Annotated in this window: 25 protein-coding genes and 1 riboswitch; of the genes, 14 read left to right on the top strand and 11 right to left on the bottom strand. The window is 67.7% G+C overall.

Annotation, left to right across the window (positions count from 1 at the left end; all coding sequences use genetic code 11):
* The first annotated feature begins 7 nt into the window (after positions 1 to 7).
* From HWX25_RS20180 to HWX25_RS20170, 3 genes are all read left to right on the top strand, one after another.
* A complete protein-coding gene (locus HWX25_RS20180) occupies positions 8 to 958 on the top strand; it encodes an electron transfer flavoprotein subunit alpha/FixB family protein (RefSeq protein WP_175909986.1) in 951 nt (316 codons plus the stop codon).
* Between the two features lie 3 nt (positions 959 to 961).
* Positions 962 to 1,492, top strand: a complete 531-nt coding sequence (locus HWX25_RS20175; protein WP_175909984.1) for a transferase hexapeptide repeat family protein — start codon at positions 962 to 964, stop codon at positions 1,490 to 1,492.
* A 230-nt stretch (positions 1,493 to 1,722) separates the two neighbouring features.
* Positions 1,723 to 1,971, top strand: a complete 249-nt coding sequence (locus HWX25_RS20170) for a hypothetical protein (RefSeq protein WP_059690174.1) — start codon at positions 1,723 to 1,725, stop codon at positions 1,969 to 1,971.
* Between the two features lie 23 nt (positions 1,972 to 1,994).
* Here the strand turns inward: HWX25_RS20170 and HWX25_RS20165 are convergent, their stop codons facing one another.
* A complete protein-coding gene (locus tag HWX25_RS20165) occupies positions 1,995 to 3,158 on the bottom strand; it encodes an MFS transporter (RefSeq protein ID WP_175909982.1) in 1,164 nt (387 codons plus the stop codon).
* A 343-nt stretch (positions 3,159 to 3,501) separates the two neighbouring features.
* Between HWX25_RS20165 and HWX25_RS20160 the strand changes: the two genes are divergently transcribed.
* From HWX25_RS20160 to HWX25_RS20150, 3 genes are read left to right on the top strand one after another with little or no spacing between them, the layout of a single operon-like run.
* Entirely contained in the window at positions 3,502 to 4,146 is a 645-nt protein-coding gene (locus HWX25_RS20160; RefSeq protein WP_059819159.1) for a DUF1326 domain-containing protein, read from the top strand.
* The gene (locus tag HWX25_RS20155; RefSeq protein ID WP_175909980.1) at positions 4,143 to 4,934 is read left to right on the top strand and encodes a DUF2182 domain-containing protein; all 792 of its coding nucleotides are present in this window, start codon (positions 4,143 to 4,145) and stop codon (positions 4,932 to 4,934) included. The genes HWX25_RS20160 and HWX25_RS20155 overlap by 4 nt, the downstream gene beginning before the upstream one ends.
* A 39-nt stretch (positions 4,935 to 4,973) precedes the next feature.
* On the top strand, positions 4,974 to 5,321 hold the full coding sequence (locus tag HWX25_RS20150) for a copper-binding protein (protein WP_175909978.1): 348 nt from the start codon (positions 4,974 to 4,976) through the stop codon (positions 5,319 to 5,321).
* Between the two features lie 12 nt (positions 5,322 to 5,333).
* Here the strand turns inward: HWX25_RS20150 and HWX25_RS20145 are convergent, their stop codons facing one another.
* Both HWX25_RS20145 and HWX25_RS20140 read right to left on the bottom strand, forming a co-directional pair.
* Entirely contained in the window at positions 5,334 to 5,744 is a 411-nt protein-coding gene (locus tag HWX25_RS20145) for a VOC family protein (RefSeq protein WP_175909976.1), read from the bottom strand.
* A 63-nt stretch (positions 5,745 to 5,807) separates the two neighbouring features.
* Positions 5,808 to 6,269 carry an Lrp/AsnC family transcriptional regulator gene (locus HWX25_RS20140; RefSeq protein WP_059525614.1) on the bottom strand — a complete coding sequence of 154 codons (462 nt, stop codon included), beginning with the start codon at positions 6,267 to 6,269 and terminating at the stop codon, positions 5,808 to 5,810.
* Between the two features lie 114 nt (positions 6,270 to 6,383).
* On the opposite strand from HWX25_RS20140, the gene HWX25_RS20135 reads away from it, so the two are divergent.
* Positions 6,384 to 7,022 carry a LysE family transporter gene (locus HWX25_RS20135; RefSeq protein ID WP_175909974.1) on the top strand — a complete coding sequence of 213 codons (639 nt, stop codon included), beginning with the start codon at positions 6,384 to 6,386 and terminating at the stop codon, positions 7,020 to 7,022.
* A 34-nt stretch (positions 7,023 to 7,056) separates the two neighbouring features.
* Here HWX25_RS20135 and HWX25_RS20130 read toward each other — a convergent pair whose 3' ends face one another.
* Complete coding sequence (locus HWX25_RS20130) at positions 7,057 to 8,985, bottom strand: TonB-dependent receptor (protein WP_175909972.1); 1,929 nt, start codon at positions 8,983 to 8,985, stop codon at positions 7,057 to 7,059.
* 315 nt (positions 8,986 to 9,300) lie between these two features.
* Positions 9,301 to 9,494, bottom strand: a riboswitch (cobalamin riboswitch).
* Between the two features lie 114 nt (positions 9,495 to 9,608).
* Complete coding sequence (locus HWX25_RS20125) at positions 9,609 to 10,652, bottom strand: AraC family transcriptional regulator (RefSeq protein WP_175909971.1); 1,044 nt, start codon at positions 10,650 to 10,652, stop codon at positions 9,609 to 9,611.
* Positions 10,653 to 10,821: 169 nt separating this feature from the next.
* On the opposite strand from HWX25_RS20125, the gene HWX25_RS20120 reads away from it, so the two are divergent.
* The 5 genes from HWX25_RS20120 to HWX25_RS20100 are packed head-to-tail and all read left to right on the top strand — an operon-like array spanning position 10,822 to position 14,580.
* Positions 10,822 to 11,166: a hypothetical protein gene (locus tag HWX25_RS20120; RefSeq protein WP_175909970.1), complete on the top strand. Its 345-nt coding sequence runs from the start codon at positions 10,822 to 10,824 to the stop codon at positions 11,164 to 11,166.
* Complete coding sequence (locus HWX25_RS20115) at positions 11,156 to 11,788, top strand: Dabb family protein (protein ID WP_175909969.1); 633 nt, start codon at positions 11,156 to 11,158, stop codon at positions 11,786 to 11,788. The genes HWX25_RS20120 and HWX25_RS20115 overlap by 11 nt, the downstream gene beginning before the upstream one ends.
* Positions 11,789 to 11,842: 54 nt before the next feature.
* A complete protein-coding gene (locus tag HWX25_RS20110) occupies positions 11,843 to 12,835 on the top strand; it encodes an NADP-dependent oxidoreductase (protein ID WP_175909968.1) in 993 nt (330 codons plus the stop codon).
* Positions 12,836 to 12,878: 43 nt separating this feature from the next.
* Complete coding sequence (locus tag HWX25_RS20105; RefSeq protein WP_059690163.1) at positions 12,879 to 13,754, top strand: SDR family NAD(P)-dependent oxidoreductase; 876 nt, start codon at positions 12,879 to 12,881, stop codon at positions 13,752 to 13,754.
* Between the two features lies 1 nt (position 13,755).
* Positions 13,756 to 14,580, top strand: coding sequence for an SDR family NAD(P)-dependent oxidoreductase (locus tag HWX25_RS20100; RefSeq protein ID WP_175909967.1), 825 nt, complete (start codon positions 13,756 to 13,758; stop codon positions 14,578 to 14,580).
* Between the two features lie 44 nt (positions 14,581 to 14,624).
* Here the strand turns inward: HWX25_RS20100 and HWX25_RS20095 are convergent, their stop codons facing one another.
* The 4 genes from HWX25_RS20095 to HWX25_RS20080 all read right to left on the bottom strand — a co-directional run bounded on the left by HWX25_RS20095 (position 14,625) and on the right by HWX25_RS20080 (position 17,189).
* Positions 14,625 to 14,873, bottom strand: a complete 249-nt coding sequence (locus HWX25_RS20095) for a hypothetical protein (RefSeq protein WP_175909966.1) — start codon at positions 14,871 to 14,873, stop codon at positions 14,625 to 14,627.
* Between the two features lie 130 nt (positions 14,874 to 15,003).
* The gene (locus HWX25_RS20090; protein WP_059690160.1) at positions 15,004 to 15,978 is read right to left on the bottom strand and encodes a threo-3-hydroxy-L-aspartate ammonia-lyase; all 975 of its coding nucleotides are present in this window, start codon (positions 15,976 to 15,978) and stop codon (positions 15,004 to 15,006) included.
* Positions 15,979 to 16,032: 54 nt separating this feature from the next.
* Positions 16,033 to 16,671: a PAS domain-containing protein gene (locus HWX25_RS20085; protein ID WP_059819148.1), complete on the bottom strand. Its 639-nt coding sequence runs from the start codon at positions 16,669 to 16,671 to the stop codon at positions 16,033 to 16,035.
* A complete protein-coding gene (locus HWX25_RS20080) occupies positions 16,668 to 17,189 on the bottom strand; it encodes a YbaK/prolyl-tRNA synthetase associated domain-containing protein (RefSeq protein ID WP_175909965.1) in 522 nt (173 codons plus the stop codon). The genes HWX25_RS20085 and HWX25_RS20080 overlap by 4 nt, the downstream gene beginning before the upstream one ends.
* Before the next feature lie 413 nt (positions 17,190 to 17,602).
* On the opposite strand from HWX25_RS20080, the gene HWX25_RS20075 reads away from it, so the two are divergent.
* Positions 17,603 to 19,189: an isocitrate lyase gene (locus HWX25_RS20075; RefSeq protein WP_175909963.1), complete on the top strand. Its 1,587-nt coding sequence runs from the start codon at positions 17,603 to 17,605 to the stop codon at positions 19,187 to 19,189.
* Positions 19,190 to 19,242: 53 nt separating this feature from the next.
* Here HWX25_RS20075 and HWX25_RS20070 read toward each other — a convergent pair whose 3' ends face one another.
* Together HWX25_RS20070 and HWX25_RS20065 are read right to left on the bottom strand one after the other, a co-directional pair.
* Positions 19,243 to 19,959 (bottom strand): EthD domain-containing protein, encoded by a 717-nt coding sequence (locus HWX25_RS20070; protein WP_175909961.1) that lies wholly within the window; start codon positions 19,957 to 19,959, stop codon positions 19,243 to 19,245.
* A 50-nt stretch (positions 19,960 to 20,009) separates the two neighbouring features.
* Complete coding sequence (locus HWX25_RS20065) at positions 20,010 to 20,531, bottom strand: nuclear transport factor 2 family protein (protein WP_175909959.1); 522 nt, start codon at positions 20,529 to 20,531, stop codon at positions 20,010 to 20,012.
* A 210-nt stretch (positions 20,532 to 20,741) separates the two neighbouring features.
* Here HWX25_RS20065 and HWX25_RS20060 point away from each other — a divergent pair, with 210 nt between their 5' ends.
* Positions 20,742 to 21,242 (top strand): nuclear transport factor 2 family protein, encoded by a 501-nt coding sequence (locus HWX25_RS20060; RefSeq protein ID WP_175909957.1) that lies wholly within the window; start codon positions 20,742 to 20,744, stop codon positions 21,240 to 21,242.
* Positions 21,243 to 21,247 lie beyond the last annotated feature (5 nt).

Here is a 21,247-nt window from a genome sequence, read left to right as displayed (position 1 = left end):
GAAAGAAATGACGATTCTGGTAATCGCCGAGCACGACGCGGCATCGGAAGGCGGCGCTTCGCCGATCAAGGCCGCGACGCTGAACACGGTGGCGGCGGCGGCGAAGATTGGCGGTGACATTCACGTGCTGGTCGCGGGGCACAACGCGCAGGGCGCTGCCGATGCGGCAGCGAAGATCGCAGGCGTGTCGAAGGTACTGCTGGCCGATGCGCCGCAGCTTGCCGACGGTCTCGCCGAGAACATCGAAGCGACTGTGCTGACCATCGCGAAGGATTACTCGCACATCCTCGCGCCGGCAACCGCCTACGGCAAGAACATCGCACCGCGCATCGCAGCGAAGCTGGACGTCGCGCAGATTTCCGACATCACGGCGGTCGATTCGGCCGACACGTTCGAGCGTCCGATCTATGCGGGCAACGCGATCGCGACGGTGCAGTCGAGCGATCCGATCAAGGTGATCACGGTGCGTGCGACGGGTTTCGATCCGGTTGCGGCCGAAGGCGGCAGCGCATCGGTCGAGAAGATCGAAGCGGCGGCCGATGCGGGCAAATCGCAGTTCGTGAGCCGTGAAGTGACGAAGCTGGATCGTCCGGAGCTGACGTCGGCGAGCATCATCGTGTCGGGCGGCCGCGGCCTGGGCAGCGGCGAAAACTACACGAAGGTGCTGGAGCCGCTGGCCGACAAGCTGTCGGCAGCACTGGGCGCATCGCGCGCGGCAGTCGACGCCGGCTACGTGCCGAACGACTATCAGGTCGGCCAGACCGGCAAGATCGTCGCGCCGCAGCTGTACATCGCGATCGGCATCTCGGGCGCGATCCAGCATCTGGCCGGCATGAAGGATTCGAAAGTGATCGTCGCGATCAACAAGGATCCCGAAGCGCCGATCTTCAGCGTGGCCGACTACGGCGTGGTCGGCGATCTGTTCACGCTCGTTCCCGAAGCGGCAGCGGCGCTCTGAGCGATGCCGCTGTTCGAATTCAACGGCATGCGGCCCCGCGTCGATCCGTCCGCGTACGTTCATCCGAGCGCGGTCGTGATCGGCGACGTGACGATCGGCACGGGTTGCTACATCGGCCCGCATGCCAGCCTGCGCGGCGACTTCGGCGCGATCGTCGTCGAGGACGGCAGCAACGTGCAGGACGGCTGCGTGCTGCACGTCGGCATCGGCGAGACGTGCCGGCTCGGCGTGAACAGCCATATCGGCCACGGCGCGATCGTGCACGGCGCGACGCTCGAGCCGGACACGATGATCGGGATGAACGCGGTCGTGATGGACGGCGCGACGATCGGGGCGACGACGATCGTCGCGGCCTGCGCGTTCGTGAAGGCCGGCTACGTCGTGCCGCGCGGCGTGCTGCTCGCCGGCGTGCCGGGGCGCGTGGTGCGGCGGCTGAGCGCCGCGGAGGTCGACGCGAAGGCGAACGGCACGCGGGTCTATCAGCAGCTCGCGGTGGATTGCCTGAGGACGCTCAAGCAGATCGACGGCGCGTAGGCGATGCGCGTCATCGATCCGGCGGCGGATGCTTGCAGGCGAGAAAGCCGTCGTCGGGTGGCGTGAATACTGCGGCTCCGTGCACGATGCGACGGTTTTTCTCGGGGTTTGTTCGGATGGCGATTCGCCTTCGCGCGTGCCGGTCGTGACGTTCGCGCGGGATCGATTGCCTGATGCGGCGTCGTTGTCTTAAGATCGGCGTCAGACCATCCCTCCGCCTCCGGCGCCGAATGAAAACGACCACACGCCTGCGCGTCGCCATCATCGCTTCGGCTTTCGCCGTCTATCACATATTCATGCACGTCCAGTGGGTCGCCAGCGGTTGCATCGCGTTCCTCGGCAGCCGGCATTGCAGCTTCGAGAACAGTGCGAATTTCGAAGGAATGATGGACCTCGACCTGCTGCTGACCTGCGCGTGGGTCGCGGGCGCGGTGATGGGGTGGTTCGCCGTCGCCCGCGCGCCGAAGAAACCCGGTTAGCCGAGCGGGCGACGCGCAGCCGCCTATTGCGTGCGCACCGGCGCCGGCCGATCGTGCAGGAACGCGAGCGACAGCGCCGCGAGACCGCAGCTCGCGATGAGCATCAGCAACGCGCCCTTGCCGGCATGCACCATGACCCAGCCGCCGACCGACGGAAAGCCGAACGTGCCGATGAAATACGACGCGACGAACCACGTCAGCACGCCATGCCGTTGCGTATCCGCGCAATCGTTGAGCGCCTGCGCCTGGATGACCGGATACATGAGCCCGTAGCCGGCGCCGAGCAGCACGGCCGCGACGGCCTGTAGCGATGCATGCTGGGCGGCGCCGAACATGGCGAGCGCACCGAGCATCATCATCATGAGCAACCCCTTGGTCGCGGTTTCGGGGCGCGCCATCCTGACCCATTTCCCAAGCAGCCAGCGCGCACTCAGCACCGTCATCGTGTAAAGGCTGAAGAATGTGCCGGCGCGCGCCTGCGTGCCTTGCATGAACGACATCTGGAACGTCATCAGGCCGGAGAACACGCAGGTGCCGAGCGCGATCATCGCGATCGGCGCGGCCGCGCGCGTGCGCGAGATGGCCCGGAGTTCGCGCACCCAGCGGCCACCGGATGCAGCGGCGGGCGGGTGCGGACACAGGCGACCGAACGCTTCGAACATCAGCGAGGCGACCGCACATAGCGCGCCGACCGCATAAAGCGTGTCGTCGATCGACCAGTGGAGCATGCGCATCGCATACGAGGCAAACGCGGGAGATGCGCCGATCCCCGTCATCTGGAAAGTCGCCGAGCGGAAGAACCACACGTTCCGGGCGGCGCCGCTGGTCCGCTCGGCCAGCGACATCGGCGCGGCCAGGTGAAACGCGCCCCAGCCGAAGCCGACCAGGAAGCCGGACGGCAAATCGGCGGCCGGCGCGCGCCCGACGAGTGCGAAGCCGACGATGCCGGCGCCGATGCACAGCGACGACAGCGCGGCGATCCGCGCGGCGCCGATCTGCCGCGAGAACCAGCCGACCACCGCCAGACCGGCGAAGGTGCCGACGGTCGCGGCGGCCAGTGCGGCTCCGGTATCGAGATCGCTGCCGCCGATCGCGCGAAAACGCATCGACAGCAGGAAGGTTGCGCCGTAGCCGCCTGCGGTGAGCAGGGTGCCGACGAGAAAGAGCAACGCAGTTTGAACGCGCATGACAGCCATCCGGGGCGGCAGAGACGGTCAGAAATCGTCGAATGCGAGACAGTATGGACCAGGACCGATGCGGGATGCCCGCATTTGCGATGACGTGATCGCGCCATCGGCTCTTGTCGGACGTGGCTCGAACATGGTCCACCGGACGCGCCGTCTCGGGCGGTGCGGCCTGCGCCCGGAGGCGCCGCACGACGACAACGCATTCGTCCGATCAGCGTCGTTGCACGACGCCGCCGGCTGCGTCTACTTCGCTCGTTCGCGTGTCTCGCGCGGCCTTTGCTTTCCCCTGTGCGCTGCACTAGATTCGAAACATTACGTGCCACCGAACGCGCGAGGTGAAGCCATGACGCCTTGGGAGATTCAGGGAACCGAACTAATGAACTGCAATTGCTCATACGGTTGCCCCTGCCAGTTCAATTCGTTGCCGACGCACGGCAACTGCGAAGCGATGGGTGCGATTTCGATCGACAGCGGCCACTACGGCGACGTGGTGCTCGATGGCGTCCGGATCGCGGTCGTGTTCCAGTGGCCGGGGCCGATTCACGAAGGCCACGGACGATGCCAGCCGATTGTCGACGAGCGCGCGAGTCCGGCGCAGTGCGAGGCCGTGCTGAAGATCATGACCGGTCAGGACACCGATCCGTTCGCGACGATGTTCTCCGTGTTCGCGTCGACGCTTGAGCACGCATACGATCCGATCTTCGCGAAGATCGATTTCGACGTCGATGTCGATGCGCGGCGCGGCCGGATCGGCGTCGAGGGCGTGTTCGACATCGTCGGCGAGCCGATCCGCAATCCGGTGACGGGCGCCGAGCATCGCGTGCGGATCGACCTGCCGCACGGCTTCGAATACGAGCTGGCCGAGATCGGTTCGGGCACCGGCCGGTCGCGTGGCCACATCGAGTTGAATCTCGAGCGGAGCTACGCGCAGTTCGCGCGGCTGCACCTGAACAACCATGGGCTGATCCGGCATCGCGTCGCGGCATGATCCCCGTCGGCGATTTTCTCGGACGCGAGCGCGTCGTCACGCTGCTCGGCATGACCGCGCTCGTCGGCGCGTGCTGGGTCTACCTGTGGACGGGAGCGGGCACCGGCATGTCGGCGCTGGACATGACGGCGGTGGCGTTGTTTCCGCATCGGCTGGCCGACGACACGGGGGCCATGGATCCATCGCTGGCGACCGTGGTCCTGATGTGGTGGGTGATGATGATCGCGATGATGACGCCCAGCGCGGCGCCGCTCGTGCTGTTGTACCGGCGCGTGCTGCGGCATCGCGGTGCGCAGGGCGACGGGGCGGCCGTGACGTCGGCGTTCCTGCTGGCCGGCTATCTGACCGCGTGGTTGGCGTTCTCGGTCGCCGCCGCCGTGCTGCAGATGCTGCTGCAGCCTGCCGGCCTGATCTCCGGAATGATGCTGTGGTCGAAGAGCGCCGCGCTGTCCGCGATCGTCCTCGCGCTGGCCGGCGCCTATCAATTCTCGCCGCTGAAACAGGCGTGTCTGCGGCAATGCCGGTCGCCGGTCCGGTTTCTCACGACGTACTGGCGCCCGGGAGTCGCGGGCAGCTTCCTGCTCGGCGTGCGGCACGGTGCGTATTGCGTGGGCTGCTGCTGGCTGCTGATGGCGCTGCTGTTCGTCGGCGGCGTGATGAACGTCGTGTGGATCGTCGCGTTGTCGCTGTTCGTGCTCGTCGAAAAGGTGCTGCCGGGCGGCGAGCGCATGGGCCGCGCACTGGGCATCGTACTGATCGCGTGGGCGGTCGCGACGTTGCTGGTGTAGCGGGGGCGTTCGTCTTTGGCTGAACAACGGAGTGTTTCGATGAAAATCCGATGCCTCGCCATCACAGTCCTCGGTGCGATGGCCGTCGTCGCGACGCCGGTGCGTGCGGGCGGGAGCATGTCCGACATGAGCATGGACGACATGAAGATGTCGGCGCCGGATTCGGCGTTGACCGATGCCGAAGTGAAGCGGATCGATGCCGCGCACGGCATGGTGACGCTGAAGCACGGCGCGCTCGAGAACGTCGGGATGGCGCCGATGACGATGGCGTTCAAGGCCGGCGACCCGGCGATGATCGAGTCGTTGCACGTGGGCGACAAGGTCAAGGTCCGGGTCGAGCGCGTGGCGGGCACGCTGACGATCGTGAAGCTCGTGCAACGGCAGTAGCGATCGCCGGTGCTAACCCGGTCCGTCGCCGGAGTCACCTTCGGCTCCAGCGAAATTCAACTCGACGCCATTGCCGGCCGGATCGGTGAAAAACAACTGAAGCTGGCGCGTGAGCGGCACGTACGTGCGCGAGTACCGGACCTGCGCGTCGGCGAGGCGCCGTTCCATGTCGGCCGCGTTCTCGCATGAAAATGCCATATGGTCGAACGTGTTGACGACGTGCGCCGGCCGAACCTCGCCGGGCGGCGCTTCCGACAGGTGGAGAATCGCCTGCGTGCCCGCGTAGAGCCAGTAGCCGTTGCTCTGGAACGGCGGTCGATAGCCCGGCCGGAGGCCCACGACGGTCACGTAGAAATCGCGCAGCGTATCGAGCGTGGTGCGATCCGCGCGCAGGTTGTAATGATTGAGTCCGATCACTGACATGGCAGGTTGTCCGGTTCGTGCAAGGTGCGTCGCGCACAGCATCGCGCAACGCGGGGCGTCCTGTCACCCCCGCATGCCTTTGACCGCCGCGGCCGGCCGCGCGAGCCCGCGCGCCGGCAGCGGCGTCGACATCACGATCGACGTGCGCGTTTCGCCGTACAGGTTGATGCGCTCGATCAGTTGCTCGAGGTGCGCCATGCTGACGGCGACGAACCGCATCACGTAGGAATCCGCGCCGGTCACGTGATGGCACTCGACCACTTCGGGAATCGTCTCCAGCAGTTTCAGGAATTTCGCCTTCGCCGGCTGCGGCACCGTGATGCCGATCAGCGCGCTCACCGGATAGCCGGCCGCGGCCGGATTGACCCGCGCCGTGTAGCCGTCGATCACGCCGGCCGATTCGAGGCGCTTCACGCGTTCCGTCACCGCCGGCACCGACAGGTGAACCTGGCGCGCCAGCTCCGTGTAGCTGATGCGGCCGTTGGCCTGCAGCAGCGCGAGTATCTTCCAGTCGAGTTCGTCCATCGCGGCGGAGTTTTTAAGGTGAAGGCCTCATTTTTCCTTAAAAACCGTCTTCAGCGGCGACCGGACTTTCCCTACGATGTGGTTCATGTCATTGCATGTCGCGAGGAGCCGGCCATGCTGTTCATCAAGTCCGTCGTGATGGGGTTGTCGATCGCGGTGCCGGTCGGCCCGATCGGCATGCTCTGTATCCAGCGCAGCCTGAGCCGCGGCTTTCACGCGGGGTTCGCGACGGGCATCGGCGCCGCGTGCGCCGACGCGATCTACGGGCTGCTCGGCGCGCTGGGCGTCGCCGGCATCGTCACCGCGTTTCCGATGCTGACCGTCGCGCTGAAAATCGTCGGCGGCGCGTTCCTCGTGTGGCTGGCCTGGTCCATCGCGCGGCAGGCGCCGGCCGCGTCGGCTGCGGTGCACGACGTGCCGCGCACGACCGTGCTGCGCGATTTCCTGACGACCTTCGGCCTCACGCTGTCGAACCCGATGACGATCCTGTCTTTCGTCGGGATCTTCGCGGCGCTCGGCCCGCTGGCGGGCACGCATGCCGGCACGATGGGGCCGACCGTGGCGTCGATGGTCGCGGGCGTGTTCCTCGGATCCGCGACGTGGTGGCTGTGCCTGAGCAGCGCGACCGCCGCGCTGCGAGCGAAGATGCCGCTCACGTTCATGCACGGGCTGTCGCGCGTGTCGGCCGTCGTGATCGCGGTGTTCGGCGCGATCCAGTTGATCGCGGGCATGCGCGGCGTGGTCTGGTCATGACGCGCGCCGCAGCACCGGCATGCCGCGCGCGCGGTCAGAACGTGTAGCTGACCTTGCCGAACGCGGTGCGGCAGAGCGTGTTGTAGCCGTACGCGGTCATGTACTGACGGTCGAACAGGTTCGACAGCGTCGCCGATACCGTCAGGTGCGAATTGATCCTGTACGACGCGCGCAGGTTCACGGTCAGGTACGACGGCAGATACGTCGTGTTGGCCGGGTCGTCGAACGTCGTGCCGCCGTAGTTCAGCGACGCACCCGTGCTCAGTGCGTGCAGGTTGAATTCGTCCCACGTGTGGTCGACGTTGACGCTGACCGTCTGTCGCGGCCGGCGGTTGAGCCAGCTGTCGTTGGTTTCGTCCTGCGGATTCAGGAAACCGACCGCGACGCTCACCGGCGTATAACGGCCGATCGTGCCCTTGTACGACAGGTCGATGCCGCGAATATGCGAGCGACCGATGTTCATCGGCGAGCGCGTCGCGGGGTTGTAGGCGATCAGGTTGTTGATGCGCGTGTCGTAGATCGCGGCGCTGAACGTGCCGTACGCCGTGTTCGCATCGAGCGCGGCCTCGACCGAATCGCTGCGTTCCGGGTTCAGGTCCGGGTTGCCGTAGCCCGGGTAGTACAGATCGTTGAACGAGGGCAGGCGGAACGCGTTGCCGTACGACACGCGGGCCGTATAGACCGGCGTGATGGCCCACGACAGCGCGGCGTTGCCGGTGTTCACGGCCTTGCCGGCGATGATCTCGTGCCGCCCCGCGACGAACATCGTCACGCTGCCGAGCGTCGCCGACTGATGCAGCGAGAACGCGGAGTCGTTGCGCGTGGGCACGCCGTCCGGCACGTCGACCGGCAGGAAGGCCTGTTCGCGCGTGAAGTCGTACGCGACCTTCGTCTCGCCCGACAGCGGCAGGCCGAACAGCCGGAAGCCGTGTTCCTGATGGGTCAGCGACGTCGACGAACTGATGCGCTGCGAGTTGATCTGGTCGGTTGGAATGGTCGGGTCGCTCGCATACAGGAACTGGCGGTCGTTCGCATAACCGAACGACTGGTCGAACTGGGTGTCCGGCGTGATGTCGAGATGGAACGCGATGCCGGTCGTCAGCTGATGATCGAGCTCGCGATTCGCAAAGCCGGCGTTGTCATAGGACAGGTCGGAGCGGTGATACAGCGCGAACGTCGAGATCGACCAGTTGTCGCGCGCGTAGCCGAGTCGCGCATCGAGGTCCTGCGCGTGATACGGATTGCGGCCGTCCTCGTGCCCGTATGCGAACGGCCGCGTCGCGTCGATCCCGGCCGTGTTGTAGTCGTGCAGGCCGAGCGTGTAGGTGAGGCCGCCGAGCGCGGCGAGCGGCCCCGTCGACGGCACGGTGCCCGACGTGCGCACCTGCGTGTCGAAGATCTTGTTCGAGCCGCCGCCGAACGACACGGTCGTCTGGTTCGGCTGGCCTGCCGCGCGGCGCGTGAACAGTTGCACGACGCCACCCATCGCGTTCGCGCCGAACGATGCGGCGGCCGGTCCCGAGATCACCTCGACGCGTTCGAACGCGTCGGTCGGCAGGTCGGCCCACGGCGCGATGCCGGTCGTCGGCGAGCCGATCCGGATGCCGTCGATGAACACCGCGACCTGGTTGGCGGACGAGCCGCGGATGCTCACGGACGCGGACGAGCCGGGGCCGCCGTTCTGCGAGACGGTCACGCCCGGCAGCGTCGCGAGCGCCTGCGTGATGCTCGGGTCGCTCGGCGACAGCCGATCGAGATCGGCGCGCGTGAGCACCTGCGTCGTCGCATAGCGCTGGTCGAACGATTCGGGCAGGTGCCGCGTGTCGGTCACGCTGATCGTCGGCAGGTCGGCGGCTGCGGCGGGTTGGGGCGGCTGCGGGAGCGCCGTGTCGCCGGCGGCATGGGCGATCGGGGCGAACAGCGCCGTGGCGGCGGACGTGGCGAGAAGGTGGCGAAGATTCATGAGGCAATGAGCGTGATCGTGTTGCAGGTACGACGAGCGTAAGCGGGTGGCGGTGCGTACCGCCCGGGTTCGTATTGGTCTATCGCGAGACCGGACGGCATGGGCGGTCGTCGCGCGGATCGAACGACACGGCACGGCACGCGCGTGCGGACACGCCGCGCCCTTGGCTGGCGCGACGGCACGACACTTCCGGCGAGGAAGCGGGGGCGGAAAGACTGGACATCTGAAGGGTCCTGAGGTCGGGCCGTCCATGCAACGGGGGCGACCGCCCAAGGCGGTGCCTGGCGCTCCGGGACACCCCGCCCGGCGCGGCTGCTTGGACCTCGGGTCGATGGCAGGTCTCCTGGCTCGCGGGTCGCTATTCGCACCGGCCTTCCCGGTTTCCCAGTGGCTTGGAGTAGTGCGGATTCGCCGCTCACAGTTGCGGGGGCAGCCGCAGATTCGAGGCGCTGCCTCTCCTGCGTTCCCTTTTGATCCCGTCTCCGGGAACCATCAGCGCGCAAGCGTAATGGCGAGCGCTCCGGCGCGTCAATCGGCGAAGCGCGCGGGGATGCGAAAAAACGTCAGTGCTCGCCGGATTCTTTTCCAAATCCTCGCTTGAGAGACATGAGGACCCCTTTACTTTACATCTGAGGAAAGGGCGCGCTGGCTGCGCGGCAATCGCGTCGGAACCGGCTCGGCGCGACGCCCGTCCATCGCACGAACGCGCGCCGGAATGCTTCCTCGCCGCCGAACCCGAGATGCGCGGCGATCCGCGCGACTGGCCAATCGGACTCGCGCAGGCAGCGCCGCGCGACGTCGGCGAGACACTCCTCGCGCAACGCGTGATAGCCGCTGCCCTCGGCCGCCAGCCGCCGCCGCAACGTCGCCTCGCTGACGCCGAGCCATGTCGCCAGCGCCGCAAGCGCGGGCAGCGCCTGCTCGCGCGCGAGCGCCGCGTCGAGAAAGCCGCGCACCTGCTGCGCCCATGACACGACGGCCGGCGCCGCATCGATAAGACGAAACGGAAAATCGACGAGGAATGCGGCCAGTTCGCCCGGCTGGCGGATCACGCGGGCATCGAGCCGCGCGGCGTCGAATGCGAAGCCATAGGTTTTGCGGCCGACATCGACCGGCGCGTTGAACAGCCCGAGCAGCGGCATCGCGTCGTCGCGGCGCGGATGGCCGAGCCAGACTTCGTCCGGTCGCAGCGGCTGCCCGATCAGCCAGCCGAACAGCTGCAGATAGCAGAACAAGCCCGTCAGGTCGACGAGGCACGCGGCCGGGCTGCGCGTGCGGCGCAGCGAATCCATCCGGAACGTCGCGCGCCCGTCGCGCACCGCGAGCGACAGCGCGCCGGCGCGCGGCGTCAGCATCTCGCAGAATTCAGCCGCGCAGCGGATCGCGTCGGCGAGCGTCGCGCAACTGAGCAGGCAGCGGCACATCAGGTCGACTTCCTGCTTGCGCATCGGCGGATGGCCGTTGCCGCGCGCAACCTGCGCCTCGAGCCGCTCGATCGCGTCGCGGTACAGCGCGACGAAGCCGCCGGGCGTCGTCGACGCGACGTCGGCGGCCGGCGTCGTCGGTCGTTCCGCCGGCGGTGCGCCGCTGCGCGTCAGCTCGTCCAGCAGGCGGGCGCCGAGGCCCGGCAGCATGCGGCCGCGTGCCGGCATTGCGCGCTGTTTCATCTCTCTCCCGATCTGAGCGTTACGACAGGGGCCGGTGAGCGGGCCGGTAGGGGTTCGCCGGCCGTCGCCACGCAAGAATGCTATCCACGCCGGCCGCTTCCGGCCTCGCCGGAACGGCGTAGGCGACCGGCATCGCATTGCGCCGCGAACTTCCCGAGACGACCCGCGAATGATCCAGATCGTAGACGAAATCACCCTCGCGCCCGAGCGCATTCCCGACGTGCTGGCGCTGCTGCGCGACCGATATTTGCCGGGCCACGCGGCGCGCGGACTGACGGCAGCCGGCCGCTGGGTGTCGCCGCCCGTCGCGGTGCCGGGGCAGCCGAGCACGCTGTGGCTGACATGGCAGGTTGCCGATGCGGCGGCGTACTACCGGATGCGCGCGCTGACCGACGGCGACGTGGTCGCGTTCTGGACGGCCGTCGACGCGCTGTGCGACGCCCGCCGCCGCCATGTGATGACGGACGCCGATGCGCCGCTGCCTGCGCTGACGGAGGTCGACCATGCGGCATGACACGGCGCAGATATTCGCTTCGGCGACCGACGATGCCGGCGCGTTCGAACGTGCATTGCGCGACGCCGCGCATGCGTTGCCCGGCGCGACCCGCGTGGCGCTCGCGCGCAATCTGGACGGCTGCTGGAACGCGGGCGACTACACGCTCGACGTGCTGCGCGACGAACAGGCGGCCGACCACGCGCGGGACTTCACCGCGCTGGCCCGCATACCGGGCGTCGTGCGGATCGACGGCGCCGCATGCCGGGCAATCGGCGGCGGCCTGCGCGAGCCGGCGCTGCGCGATGGCGTATGGCGCACGCTGATGCTGCGCGTGCGGCCGAAGGCCGACGAAGCGCAGGTGCGCGACCTCGAGCGCGAACTGCTGCGCATGCCCGCGTTCATGCCCGGCATCCGCAACTGGCGGCTGAGCCGGATCGTGACGCCGGGTGCGTGGACCCACGTCTGGCAACAGGAATTCGCGCACGCCGGCGATCTGCTCGGCGAATACCTGCTGCATCCGTATCACTGGGGCTGGGTCGACCGCCGCTTCGACGCCGAAAGCCCCGACTGGACGGTCGATGCGATCTCGCACGCGTTCTGTCCGCTCGCGTCGAGCCTGCTGGCCGACACGGCCGGGTGACGCGCGGCGCACGCGAGCCGCCGCCATGCAAACGACAACCCTGGAGACACCACCATGCGAGCCTTGCTGATCGACCACGTCGGCCATTCCGACGCGCTGCGAATGGCCGACGTTCCCGCACCGAGGCCGGCCCCCGGCGACGTGCTGATCCGCGTCGCGTACGCGGGCGTCAATCCCGCCGACTGGAAATGCCGCGAAGGCTATCTCGGCGCGTTCATGCAGATCACGTTTCCGTTCGTGATCGGCTTCGACGCGGCCGGGGTGGTCGAGGCGGTCGGCGAGGGCGTGGAAGGTTTCGCGCCGGGGATGCGCGTGTTCGCGCAGACCGACGTCGGCGCGGGGCGCTGGGGCGCGTATGCGGAATACGTCGCGGTGCGGCACGACTCGGTCGTGCGCCTGCCCGACGCGGTCGGCTTCGCGGAAGCGGCCGCCACGCCGACGCCCGCGCTGGCCGCGTGGGCCGGCCTGTTCGACGACGGCGCGCTGCGTGACGGGCAGACCGTGCTCGTGCACGGCGGCGCGGGCGCGGTCGGCACGTTCGCGATCCAGCTTGCCGCGCAGGCGGGCGCGCGCGTCGCGGCGACGTGCTCGGCCCGCAATCGCGCGCGCGTCGAGGCGCTCGGCGCGGCGGCGAGCATCGACTATCGCGCGCAGGACATCGCGGCGGCCGTGCGGGCGTGGGCGCCCGGCGGCGTCGATCTCGTGCTCGATGCGGTCGGCGGCGACACGCTGCCCGATGCACTCGACCTGCCGGCACCGGGCGGCACGCTCGTGAACATCATGACGCTCGCGGCCGGCGATGCGGAGCGGCTGGCCGCGCAGGGCGCCGAAGCCGCGCGGCGCGGCCTGCGCACCGCGATGACGTACAGCCGGATGCCGAGCGGCGCCACGCTGGCGGCGATCGCGGAACGGCTCGGCCGGGGCGTGCTGCGCGTGCCGCGCTTCGACAGTTTCCCGCTCGAACAGGCGGCGCGCGCACTCGATCTCGTTCAAACGGGCGACGCGAAAACCAAGTTTGTGCTGCACGTTGCGGATATCGCGGGCTGACACGGAACGGTCCGCGCACGACACCCCCTTTACCGGAGACATCATGACCGACACCCGAACCGCGACGCTCGCGGGCAAATGCGCGCTCGTGACCGGCGCGAGCCGTGGCATCGGCCGCGCAATCGCGCAGCGCCTCGCATCGGAAGGCGCGACCGTCGTCGTGACGGCGCGCAGCCTCACGCAATCCGCGACGACCGCCGGCACGCTCGCCGAAACCGTCGCGCTGATCGAGCAGGCGGGCGGCCGCGCGATCGCGCTGGCGGCCGACCTGTCGAACCCGGCCGAGCGCGACGCGCTCGTCGGACGCGCGGCGCAGGCGGCCGGCGGCCTCGATATCCTCGTGAACAACGCGGGCGTGGCCGACTACGCGCGCGTCGACGCGATGCCGATGACGATGTTCGACACGACGATCGAGCACTATCTGCGCATCCCGTTCGCGCTGAGCCAGGCCGCGATTCCGCTGATGCGCGCGCGCGGCGCCGGCTGGATCGTAAACGTCGGCTCGGTCACGGCGCTCGCGCCGCCGCGGCCGTTCGACGATTTCTCGCGCGCGGGCGGCGCGACCGTCTATGCGGCAGTCAAGGCCGCGCTGTCGCGCTTCACGCAAGGGCTCGCGGCCGAGCTCGAAGCCGACGGCATCGCGGTGAACCTGGTCGCGCCGAGTACCGCGATCCGCACGCCGGGCGCGGCCCGCTACATCCCCGAAGGCTATCCGACCGAGGACGTCGCGTATCTCGCGGAAACCGCGCTCGCGCTGTGCAGCCTGCCGGCAAGCGAGCGCACGGGCCTCGTCGCGCACAGCCTGCATTTCCCGCTGTCGCAAGGGCTCGCGGTGCGCTCGCTCGACGGCCGCTCGCCGTTGCCGCCGCCCGTGGTTCCCGCGTACGCGCATCCGCGCATCGACCCGACAGGACTTTGACATGACGACTTCGATTCGCTTCGACGGCGGTACCGCCGTGATCACCGGCGCGGCCAGCGGTATCGGCAGCGGGCTCGCGCGCCATGCCGCCGGGCTCGGCATGCGCGTGGTGCTGGCCGATCTCGACCCGGCGAAGCTCGACGCGTTCGCCGCGACGCTCGACACCGACGTGCTGTGCGTGCCGACGGACGTCAGCCGCCCGGAAGCCGTCGACGCGCTGGCCGACGCCGCATGGCGGCGCTTCGGCGGCGTCGACCTGCTGTTCAACAACGCGGGCGTGATGGCGACCGGCTTCAGCTGGGAAATCAAGCCGGAACGATTCGAGCGCAGTTTCGCGATCAACGTGCACGGCGTGCTCAACGGGATCCGCAGCTTCGTGCCGCGCATGCTCGAGCGCAACGTGCCCGCGCGCATCGTCAACACCGCGTCGGTCGGCGGGTTCCTGCCGAGCCCGTTGATGTCGCCTTACTCGGCGACGAAATTCGCGGTGGTCGCGCTGACCGAATCGCTGTACGGCGAACTGAAGATGCTCGGCGCGCCGGTCGGCGTGTCGCTGCTCGCGCCGGGCCCGGTGCAGACGGGCATCTTCAACGACCCGTTCGGCGCCGCGCACGACCGGCCCGAAGTGCAGGGCTTCGTCGACACGATGCGCGCGATGCTGAACGCGCACGGGCTCACGCCCGACGCATTCGCGGCGCGGGCGTTCGACGGCATTCGCGACGGGCGTTACTGGCTGATTCCGCAGCCGGAGACGATCGACGGCGCGCTGCAGCGGCGCACCGCGGACATCCTCGCCGCGCGCGATCCGTCGCTACCGTCGTTGTGATGGGGGAGCGGGCCGGCCGACCGACGCGGCCGGCTCGCGCAAGGTTACATGTGCGTGCCGGCGCGCGTGCGGCCGCCTGGTTCGCCGCCGCGGTCGGGCGGCGTATTGTTCTGATCGATCTTCGCGAGCACGAAGCCGGCATGCGGCAGCGCGGCGGGCGAACGGTGGGCGGCCTGCGCGACCGGGTCGTGCGGCGACGTGGCGGAAAAAACGGACGACGTCACGCCCGGTTGAGCGAACGCCGTGAGGGATGCTGCCGCGAGGGCGGCGGCGACGATCGCGTGCGTGTTCATGGCAACTCCTTCTTCACGACTGACTGCGGGACAACGCATTCAGTCTAGGGCGCGAAACTTAACGCGGCGTGAAGGAGCGGCAGCGCGCGGATGACAGGATGTTCATGCGGTCATCCGCGCGCCGTGACGGTCACGCGGATGCGGCGACCAGCGCGCAGAAGTTCTCGAGATCGACGTTGCCGCCGCTGATCACGATGCCGACGCGTTTGCCTTTCAGTTCGTCCTTCATCCGGCGCGCGGCCGCGAGCGACAGGCAGCCGGTCGGCTCGACGACAATCTTCATACGGGTCGCGAAGAAGCGCATGCAGTCGACCAGTTCCGCGTCGGTCGCGGTCAGGATGTCGTCGACGTCGCGCCGCAGGATCGGGAACGTCAGGTTGCCGAGGTGCTGCGTCTGCGCGCCGTCGGCGATCGTGCGCGGCGTGTCGATGTGGACGATCGACCCGGACCGGAACGATTGCTGTCCGTCGTTGCCGGCTTCCGGCTCGACGCCGTACAGCTTCGCTTGCGGCGACAGCGCGCGCGTCGCGAGCGCCGTACCCGACAGCAGGCCGCCGCCGCCGAGCGGCGTGAACACGGCGTCGAGCGGCCCGACTTCGTCGAACAACTCCTTCGCCGCCGTGCCCTGGCCCGCGATCACGTCCGCGTGGTCGTACGGCGGCACCAGCGTGAGCCCGTGCTGCTCCGCAAGCGCGCGGCCGATCTGCTCGCGGTCCTCGGTATAGCGGTCGTAGGTCACGACGTTGCCGCCGTAGCCGCGCGTCGCGGCCATCTTCGCGGCCGGCGCGTCCTGCGGCATCACGATCGTCGCCGGGATGCCGAGAATGCGCGCCGACAGCGCGATCGCCTGTGCATGGTTGCCGGACGAGAACGCGACGACGCCGTTGCGGCGCTGCGTCGCGTCGAAGCGCGACAGCGCGTTGAACGCGCCGCGGAACTTGAACGCGCCCATGCGCTGCAGGTTCTCGCACTTGAAGAACACCTGCGCGCCGAGCGCTTCGTCGATCGTTCGCGACGTCATCACGGGCGTGCGGTGCGCGTGGCCGTCGAGCCGTGCCGCGGCGGCCGCGACGTCGTCGTAGGTGGGGAGGGTCGGAGTGTTCATGAGTCGCTCGTCGGAAGAGTCGGTCAACAGGGCGCGCGTCCGTCACGCGCAGGGTCATTTCGCATCGTTGTATACGGTGGCGCGCGACACGCCGAGGTGCTGCGACACGATTTCCATCGCGCGCCGCACCTCAAGGAAGCCGTCGGCCTTCAGCGTCTGCATCAGCTCGCGGCGCTGGTCAGTCTTCAGCTCGCGCGGCGTGGTCGCGAGGCGCGTCGCGAACGCGTCGATGCGCTGCCGGATCGCGTCCGCGCCGGCCGGGTCGAGCGTTTCGGCGACCGGCGCGCCTTCGGTGCTGCAGAACTGGTTCAGCATCCCCTGGAAACCGCGGAACAGCGTGACGTCCGCATTCAGGCACAGCGCGGCCACATAGCGGCCGCTCGAATCCTTGATGCCGATCGACGTGCTTTTCGCGGTGCGGCCGTCGGCGAAGCGGTTCGCGTAGTTCGCGAGGACCTGCGGGAAGTCTTCGTCCTCGATGCGCGCGAGCCCGAGTTCGGTCGCCGGATCGCCGATCGCGCGGCCCGACAGGTTGTTGTGGATCGCGAGGATCGCGTGCTCCGGCGTGCGCAGGTCGTGCACGACGACTTCGGTGAACGGCGCGAACATCGCGCCGAGCCCTTCGGCGATGCGCAGCACCTGCTCGATCAGCGATGCCTGTTCCGACTGCGGCCTGGGGCGGGGCGTGGTCATGTATTGGCCTCGAGCGCGGGCGCGTCGGTCGTTTCCGGGCGCGTGATGTCGGCCAGCAGCGGGCGGGCGATCCGCACGTAGTCGGACGCGTCGAGCACGACCGAGCGGTCGAGGCGGCCCGCGTTGAACGCGATTTCGTCGTTGAGTTCGATCAGCGCGGGGTCGACGACGAGCGTCACGTTCGGGTCGAACACGAACGGCGGCACGGCGCCCATCACGCAGCGCGTGACCGTGGCGGCGAGTTCGGGCGGCGCGAGCGTCGCCTTGCGGCGGCCGACCGCGTCGGCGACCTTGCGGAAATCGATCTTCAGATGGCCGGGGATGACCGCGAGCGCGGTGACGTCGCCGCCGTCCTTGAACGTGCAGAGCATCGCCTTCGCGCCCTGTTCGGGACGCGTGCCGCGAATCGCGGCGATCACGTCGCATTTGCCTTCGGCCGGGTGGTCCAGCACGCGGAACCGCGCACCGGAGGTGTTCAGCAGCTCGCACAGCGCGTCGAAAACGGGATAGTCGCTCATGTCGATCCGGGCAGGAGGGGGGCGCATCGCGGTACGCGGCGACGGCGCGCTTCGGTTCGCCGTCGATGAATTGTCCAAGTATAGACGTTTTGTCATGTGCGTGGCAAAGGCCCGACGCATGGGCCGCCGTGTTTGTCATCCCACCAACTGCCGAAAGGCCGTTTCATATCGCGGAATGCGTGGGAAATTCCCGCCGCGCGGCCGTCCCGCCGCTTGAAAACCTGTTTTGCATCGCAAAACGCATTGCTTATCTCATTGAAAAACAAGCGAAATTTATATCTTATGTCTTATATAAGACTTCGCCGAAAGCGCATCGGGCGGCGTTACTATTGAGTCCATGCAGTTCGCTTCGTCACACGGAGCGGGCACGCTGAACCCTTTACTCAAATGCGCTTCGTTCCCAGGAGATTGACATGTCCCAATATCAAGACGACATCAAGGCAGTGGCTGGCTTGAAGGAAAACCACGGCAGCGCGTGGAATGCCATCAGCCCCGAGTATGCCGCCCGCATGCGTGCCCAGAACAAGTTCAAGACGGGCCTCGACATCGCCAAGTACACCGCGAAGATCATGCGCGCCGACATGGCCGCGTACGATGCCGATCCGGCCAAGTACACGCAGTCGCTGGGTTGCTGGCACGGCTTCATCGGCCAGCAGAAGATGATCTCCATCAAGAAGCACTTCAATAGCACCGAACGTCGTTACCTGTACCTGTCGGGCTGGATGGTCGCCGCACTGCGCTCGGAGTTCGGTCCGCTGCCCGACCAGTCGATGCACGAAAAGACCTCGGTCAGCGCGCTGATCCGCGAGCTGTACACGTTCCTGCGCCAGGCCGACGCACGTGAACTCGGCGGTCTGTTCCGCGAGCTGGATGCCGCCAAGGATGCCGCTGCGAAAGCCGCCATCCAGGAAAAGATCGACAACCACGTGACGCACGTCGTGCCGATCATCGCCGACATCGACGCCGGGTTCGGCAACGCCGAAGCGACGTACCTGCTGGCCAAGCAGTTCATCGAGGCGGGCGCGTGCTGCATCCAGATCGAAAACCAGGTGTCCGACGAGAAGCAGTGCGGCCACCAGGACGGCAAGGTCACCGTGCCGCACGAGGACTTCCTCGCGAAGATCCGCGCGATCCGCTACGCGTTCCTGGAGCTGGGCGTGGACGACGGCATCATCGTCGCCCGTACCGACTCGCTCGGCGCCGGCCTGACCAAGCAGATCGCCGTGACCAACGCGCCGGGCGACCTGGGCGACCAGTACAACGCGTTCCTCGACTGCGAAGAGCTGTCGGCCGACCAGCTGGGCAACGGCGACGTCGTCATCAAGCGCGACGGCAAGCTGCTGCGTCCGAAGCGCCTGCCGAGCAACCTGTTCCAGTTCCGCGCCGGCACGGGCGAAGCACGTTGCGTGCTCGATTGCATCACGTCGCTGCAGAACGGCGCCGACCTGCTGTGGATCGAAACGGAAAAGCCGCACATCGCGCAGATCGGCGGCATGGTCAGCGAAATCCGCAAGGTCATCCCGAACGCGAAGCTGGTGTACAACAACAGCCCGTCGTTCAACTGGACGCTGAACTTCCGTCAGCAGGCGTACGACGCGATGAAGGCAGCGGGCAAGGACGTGTCGGCATACGACCGTGCGCAGCTGATGAGCGTCGAGTACGACGAGACCGAACTGGCCAAGCTCGCCGACGAGAAGATCCGTACGTTCCAGGCCGATGCGTCGCGTGAAGCAGGCATCTTCCATCACCTGATCACGCTGCCGACGTATCACACCGCCGCGCTGTCGACCGACAACCTCGCGAAGGAATACTTCGGCGAACAGGGCATGCTCGGTTACGTGGCCGGCGTGCAGCGCAAGGAAATCCGTCAGGGCATCGCGTGCGTCAAGCACCAGAACATGTCCGGCTCGGATATCGGCGACGACCACAAGGAATACTTCAGCGGCGAAGCAGCGCTGAAGGCGGCGGGCAAGGACAACACGATGAACCAGTTCTCGTAATCGTCATACCCGCGGCACGACGCCAACCCGTTCATGACGGGTTGGCGTTTTTTTTATCCGCGCACGGCCTTCACGACGTACTGGCTCGTCGGCACCACGTCGATCTTGTCGAAATCGATGAAGCGTCCGCAGCTGTCCATCATTTCCGCGACGTTGCGCTGGAATTTCTCCTCGTCGCCGACCGCATCGAAGAACGCGTACGGATCGGTCATCGCGGCGGCCGGGAAGCACTCCTCGACGATCGCGTCGTAGCCGGGCGCCGCATGCGTGAGCGCACGCACGATCACGTTCTGCACGTACAGGAAGTTGTCCTGCGTATCGATCGCGACGCGCGTGTGATGGCCGTGCCATACGTCGAGCCATGCTTCGTGCGTGAGGCGCGGCGGGCGCTTCAGGAACGCGAGCTGCGAGAAGCCGCTCGTGCGCTCACCGGGCCGCGCCGGAAAGCGCGTGTTCGGAATCGGCTGCGACTCCGTGACGAGATACGCGGCCATGTGCGGGACGATCGCGCGCACCGCGTCGTCGAACGGCTGACGGAACATCGGGTTCGCGCTGTCGATCCACATCGCGACGATGCCGTCGATGCCCGGGTGCGTGTTGGTCTGCTTCAGGCCGGCGGCCGGCGCGACATCGGCGTCGGCAACATTGACCTGCACGCCGTGCGCCCCTAGCGACAGCAGCTTGTCCGCGAGCTGCGCGCGCACGCTGCGGCTCCACTGCTCGGGCGCGGCCTGTGCATCGCGCCACAACACGTAAATGACTTTCTCCATTGCTCCGGCTCCAAAGGGAATAACGAGGTCGGCGGCGCTGCCGCCGGGTTTCAGGAAGCGCTGACGGCCGTATCGATCGCACCGGATGCGTCTTGCGCGCCCGGTGAGAAGCGGTTGGCGGTCAGCGTGAACGACGGCGGAATCGGCGACGTGACGGTTTCGAACAGGCGCTCGTGACGCGTCGCGTGAATGCGCCACACGCCGTCGCGCTTTACGTACTGGTCGTCGTAGAACGCGGTGCCGTGCAGCAGGTAGTTGTCCTCCAGATTGATCGCATGATCCTCGAGAAACCACACGCCGCACGCATGATCGGCGGACACCAGCGTGAGCTCGGGGTGGTGGCCGTGATGCATCGTCAGGAAGGTCGGCTTGCCGATCAGTTCGCGCAGGCTGGACACGAACGCGTCGCGGCCGTCGTACGCATAGCGGCCGCCGTACAGGTGCGCCTCGCAGTCCTCGGTCAGGCATTGCGCGAGCAGCGACCAGTCGTGCGTGTCGACCGCGCGGAAATACCGGTACTTCAGCTGGCGGATCTGCTCGTACTCGTGGAGCGTGCGGGTCGTCTCGTCCATCGCCGTGTCTCGTGTTGGTGTCATTCGATGGTAGGAACGAACCCGCCTGCATCACATCGTCTGTTCGGACGAACGCCGCGGGGGCTGCGTTCAACCTCGCCGATACGCGGCATCGTGGTTCATCCAAACAGGTGATGGCCGGCCTTCATTGCGCCTGTAACGTGGCGTCGACGCGGCTTCGATCCGCGCACACGAGACCAAGGAGACGGCATGACCCCGATCGAACGAATGGAAGTGCGCGTGCGCAGGCTGGAGGACGCCGACGCGATCCGCCGCCTGAAGGCGCGCTACTTCACGTGCTGCGACCGGAAGGATCCGCAAGGGATGCGCGACTGCTTCGCGCCCGGCACCGTGCACATCGACTACGGCCGGATCGGCACGTTCGACCACCGCGACGCGCTCGTCGACGTGTTCGAGCGGCTCGGCTGCCACCCGCACATCATCGAGATGCACCACGGCGTGAATCCCGACATCACCGTGCTCGACGACACGCATGCGCGCGGCACGTGGGGCCTGCATTACCAGATGCTCGACACCAACGCGCGCACGCTCACGCAGCTCGGCGCGACCTACGACGACGAATACCGGAAGGTCGACGGCGAATGGAAGATCGCAAGCACGCGCTGCGTCGTCACGTCGACGCTGTCCGCCCGCTACGACGGCGACGCGCCTGGCGTGCTGTTCGCCGGCGCGCAGCCGCCTGCCGCGTGACGGCG

The organism is Burkholderia sp. BCC1640 (assembly GCF_902833125.1).
GTDB classification, from domain to species: domain Bacteria; phylum Pseudomonadota; class Gammaproteobacteria; order Burkholderiales; family Burkholderiaceae; genus Burkholderia; species Burkholderia diffusa.
Note: the sequence above shows the minus strand (reverse complement) of the source record. Positions and strands in the feature narration are given on the sequence as shown.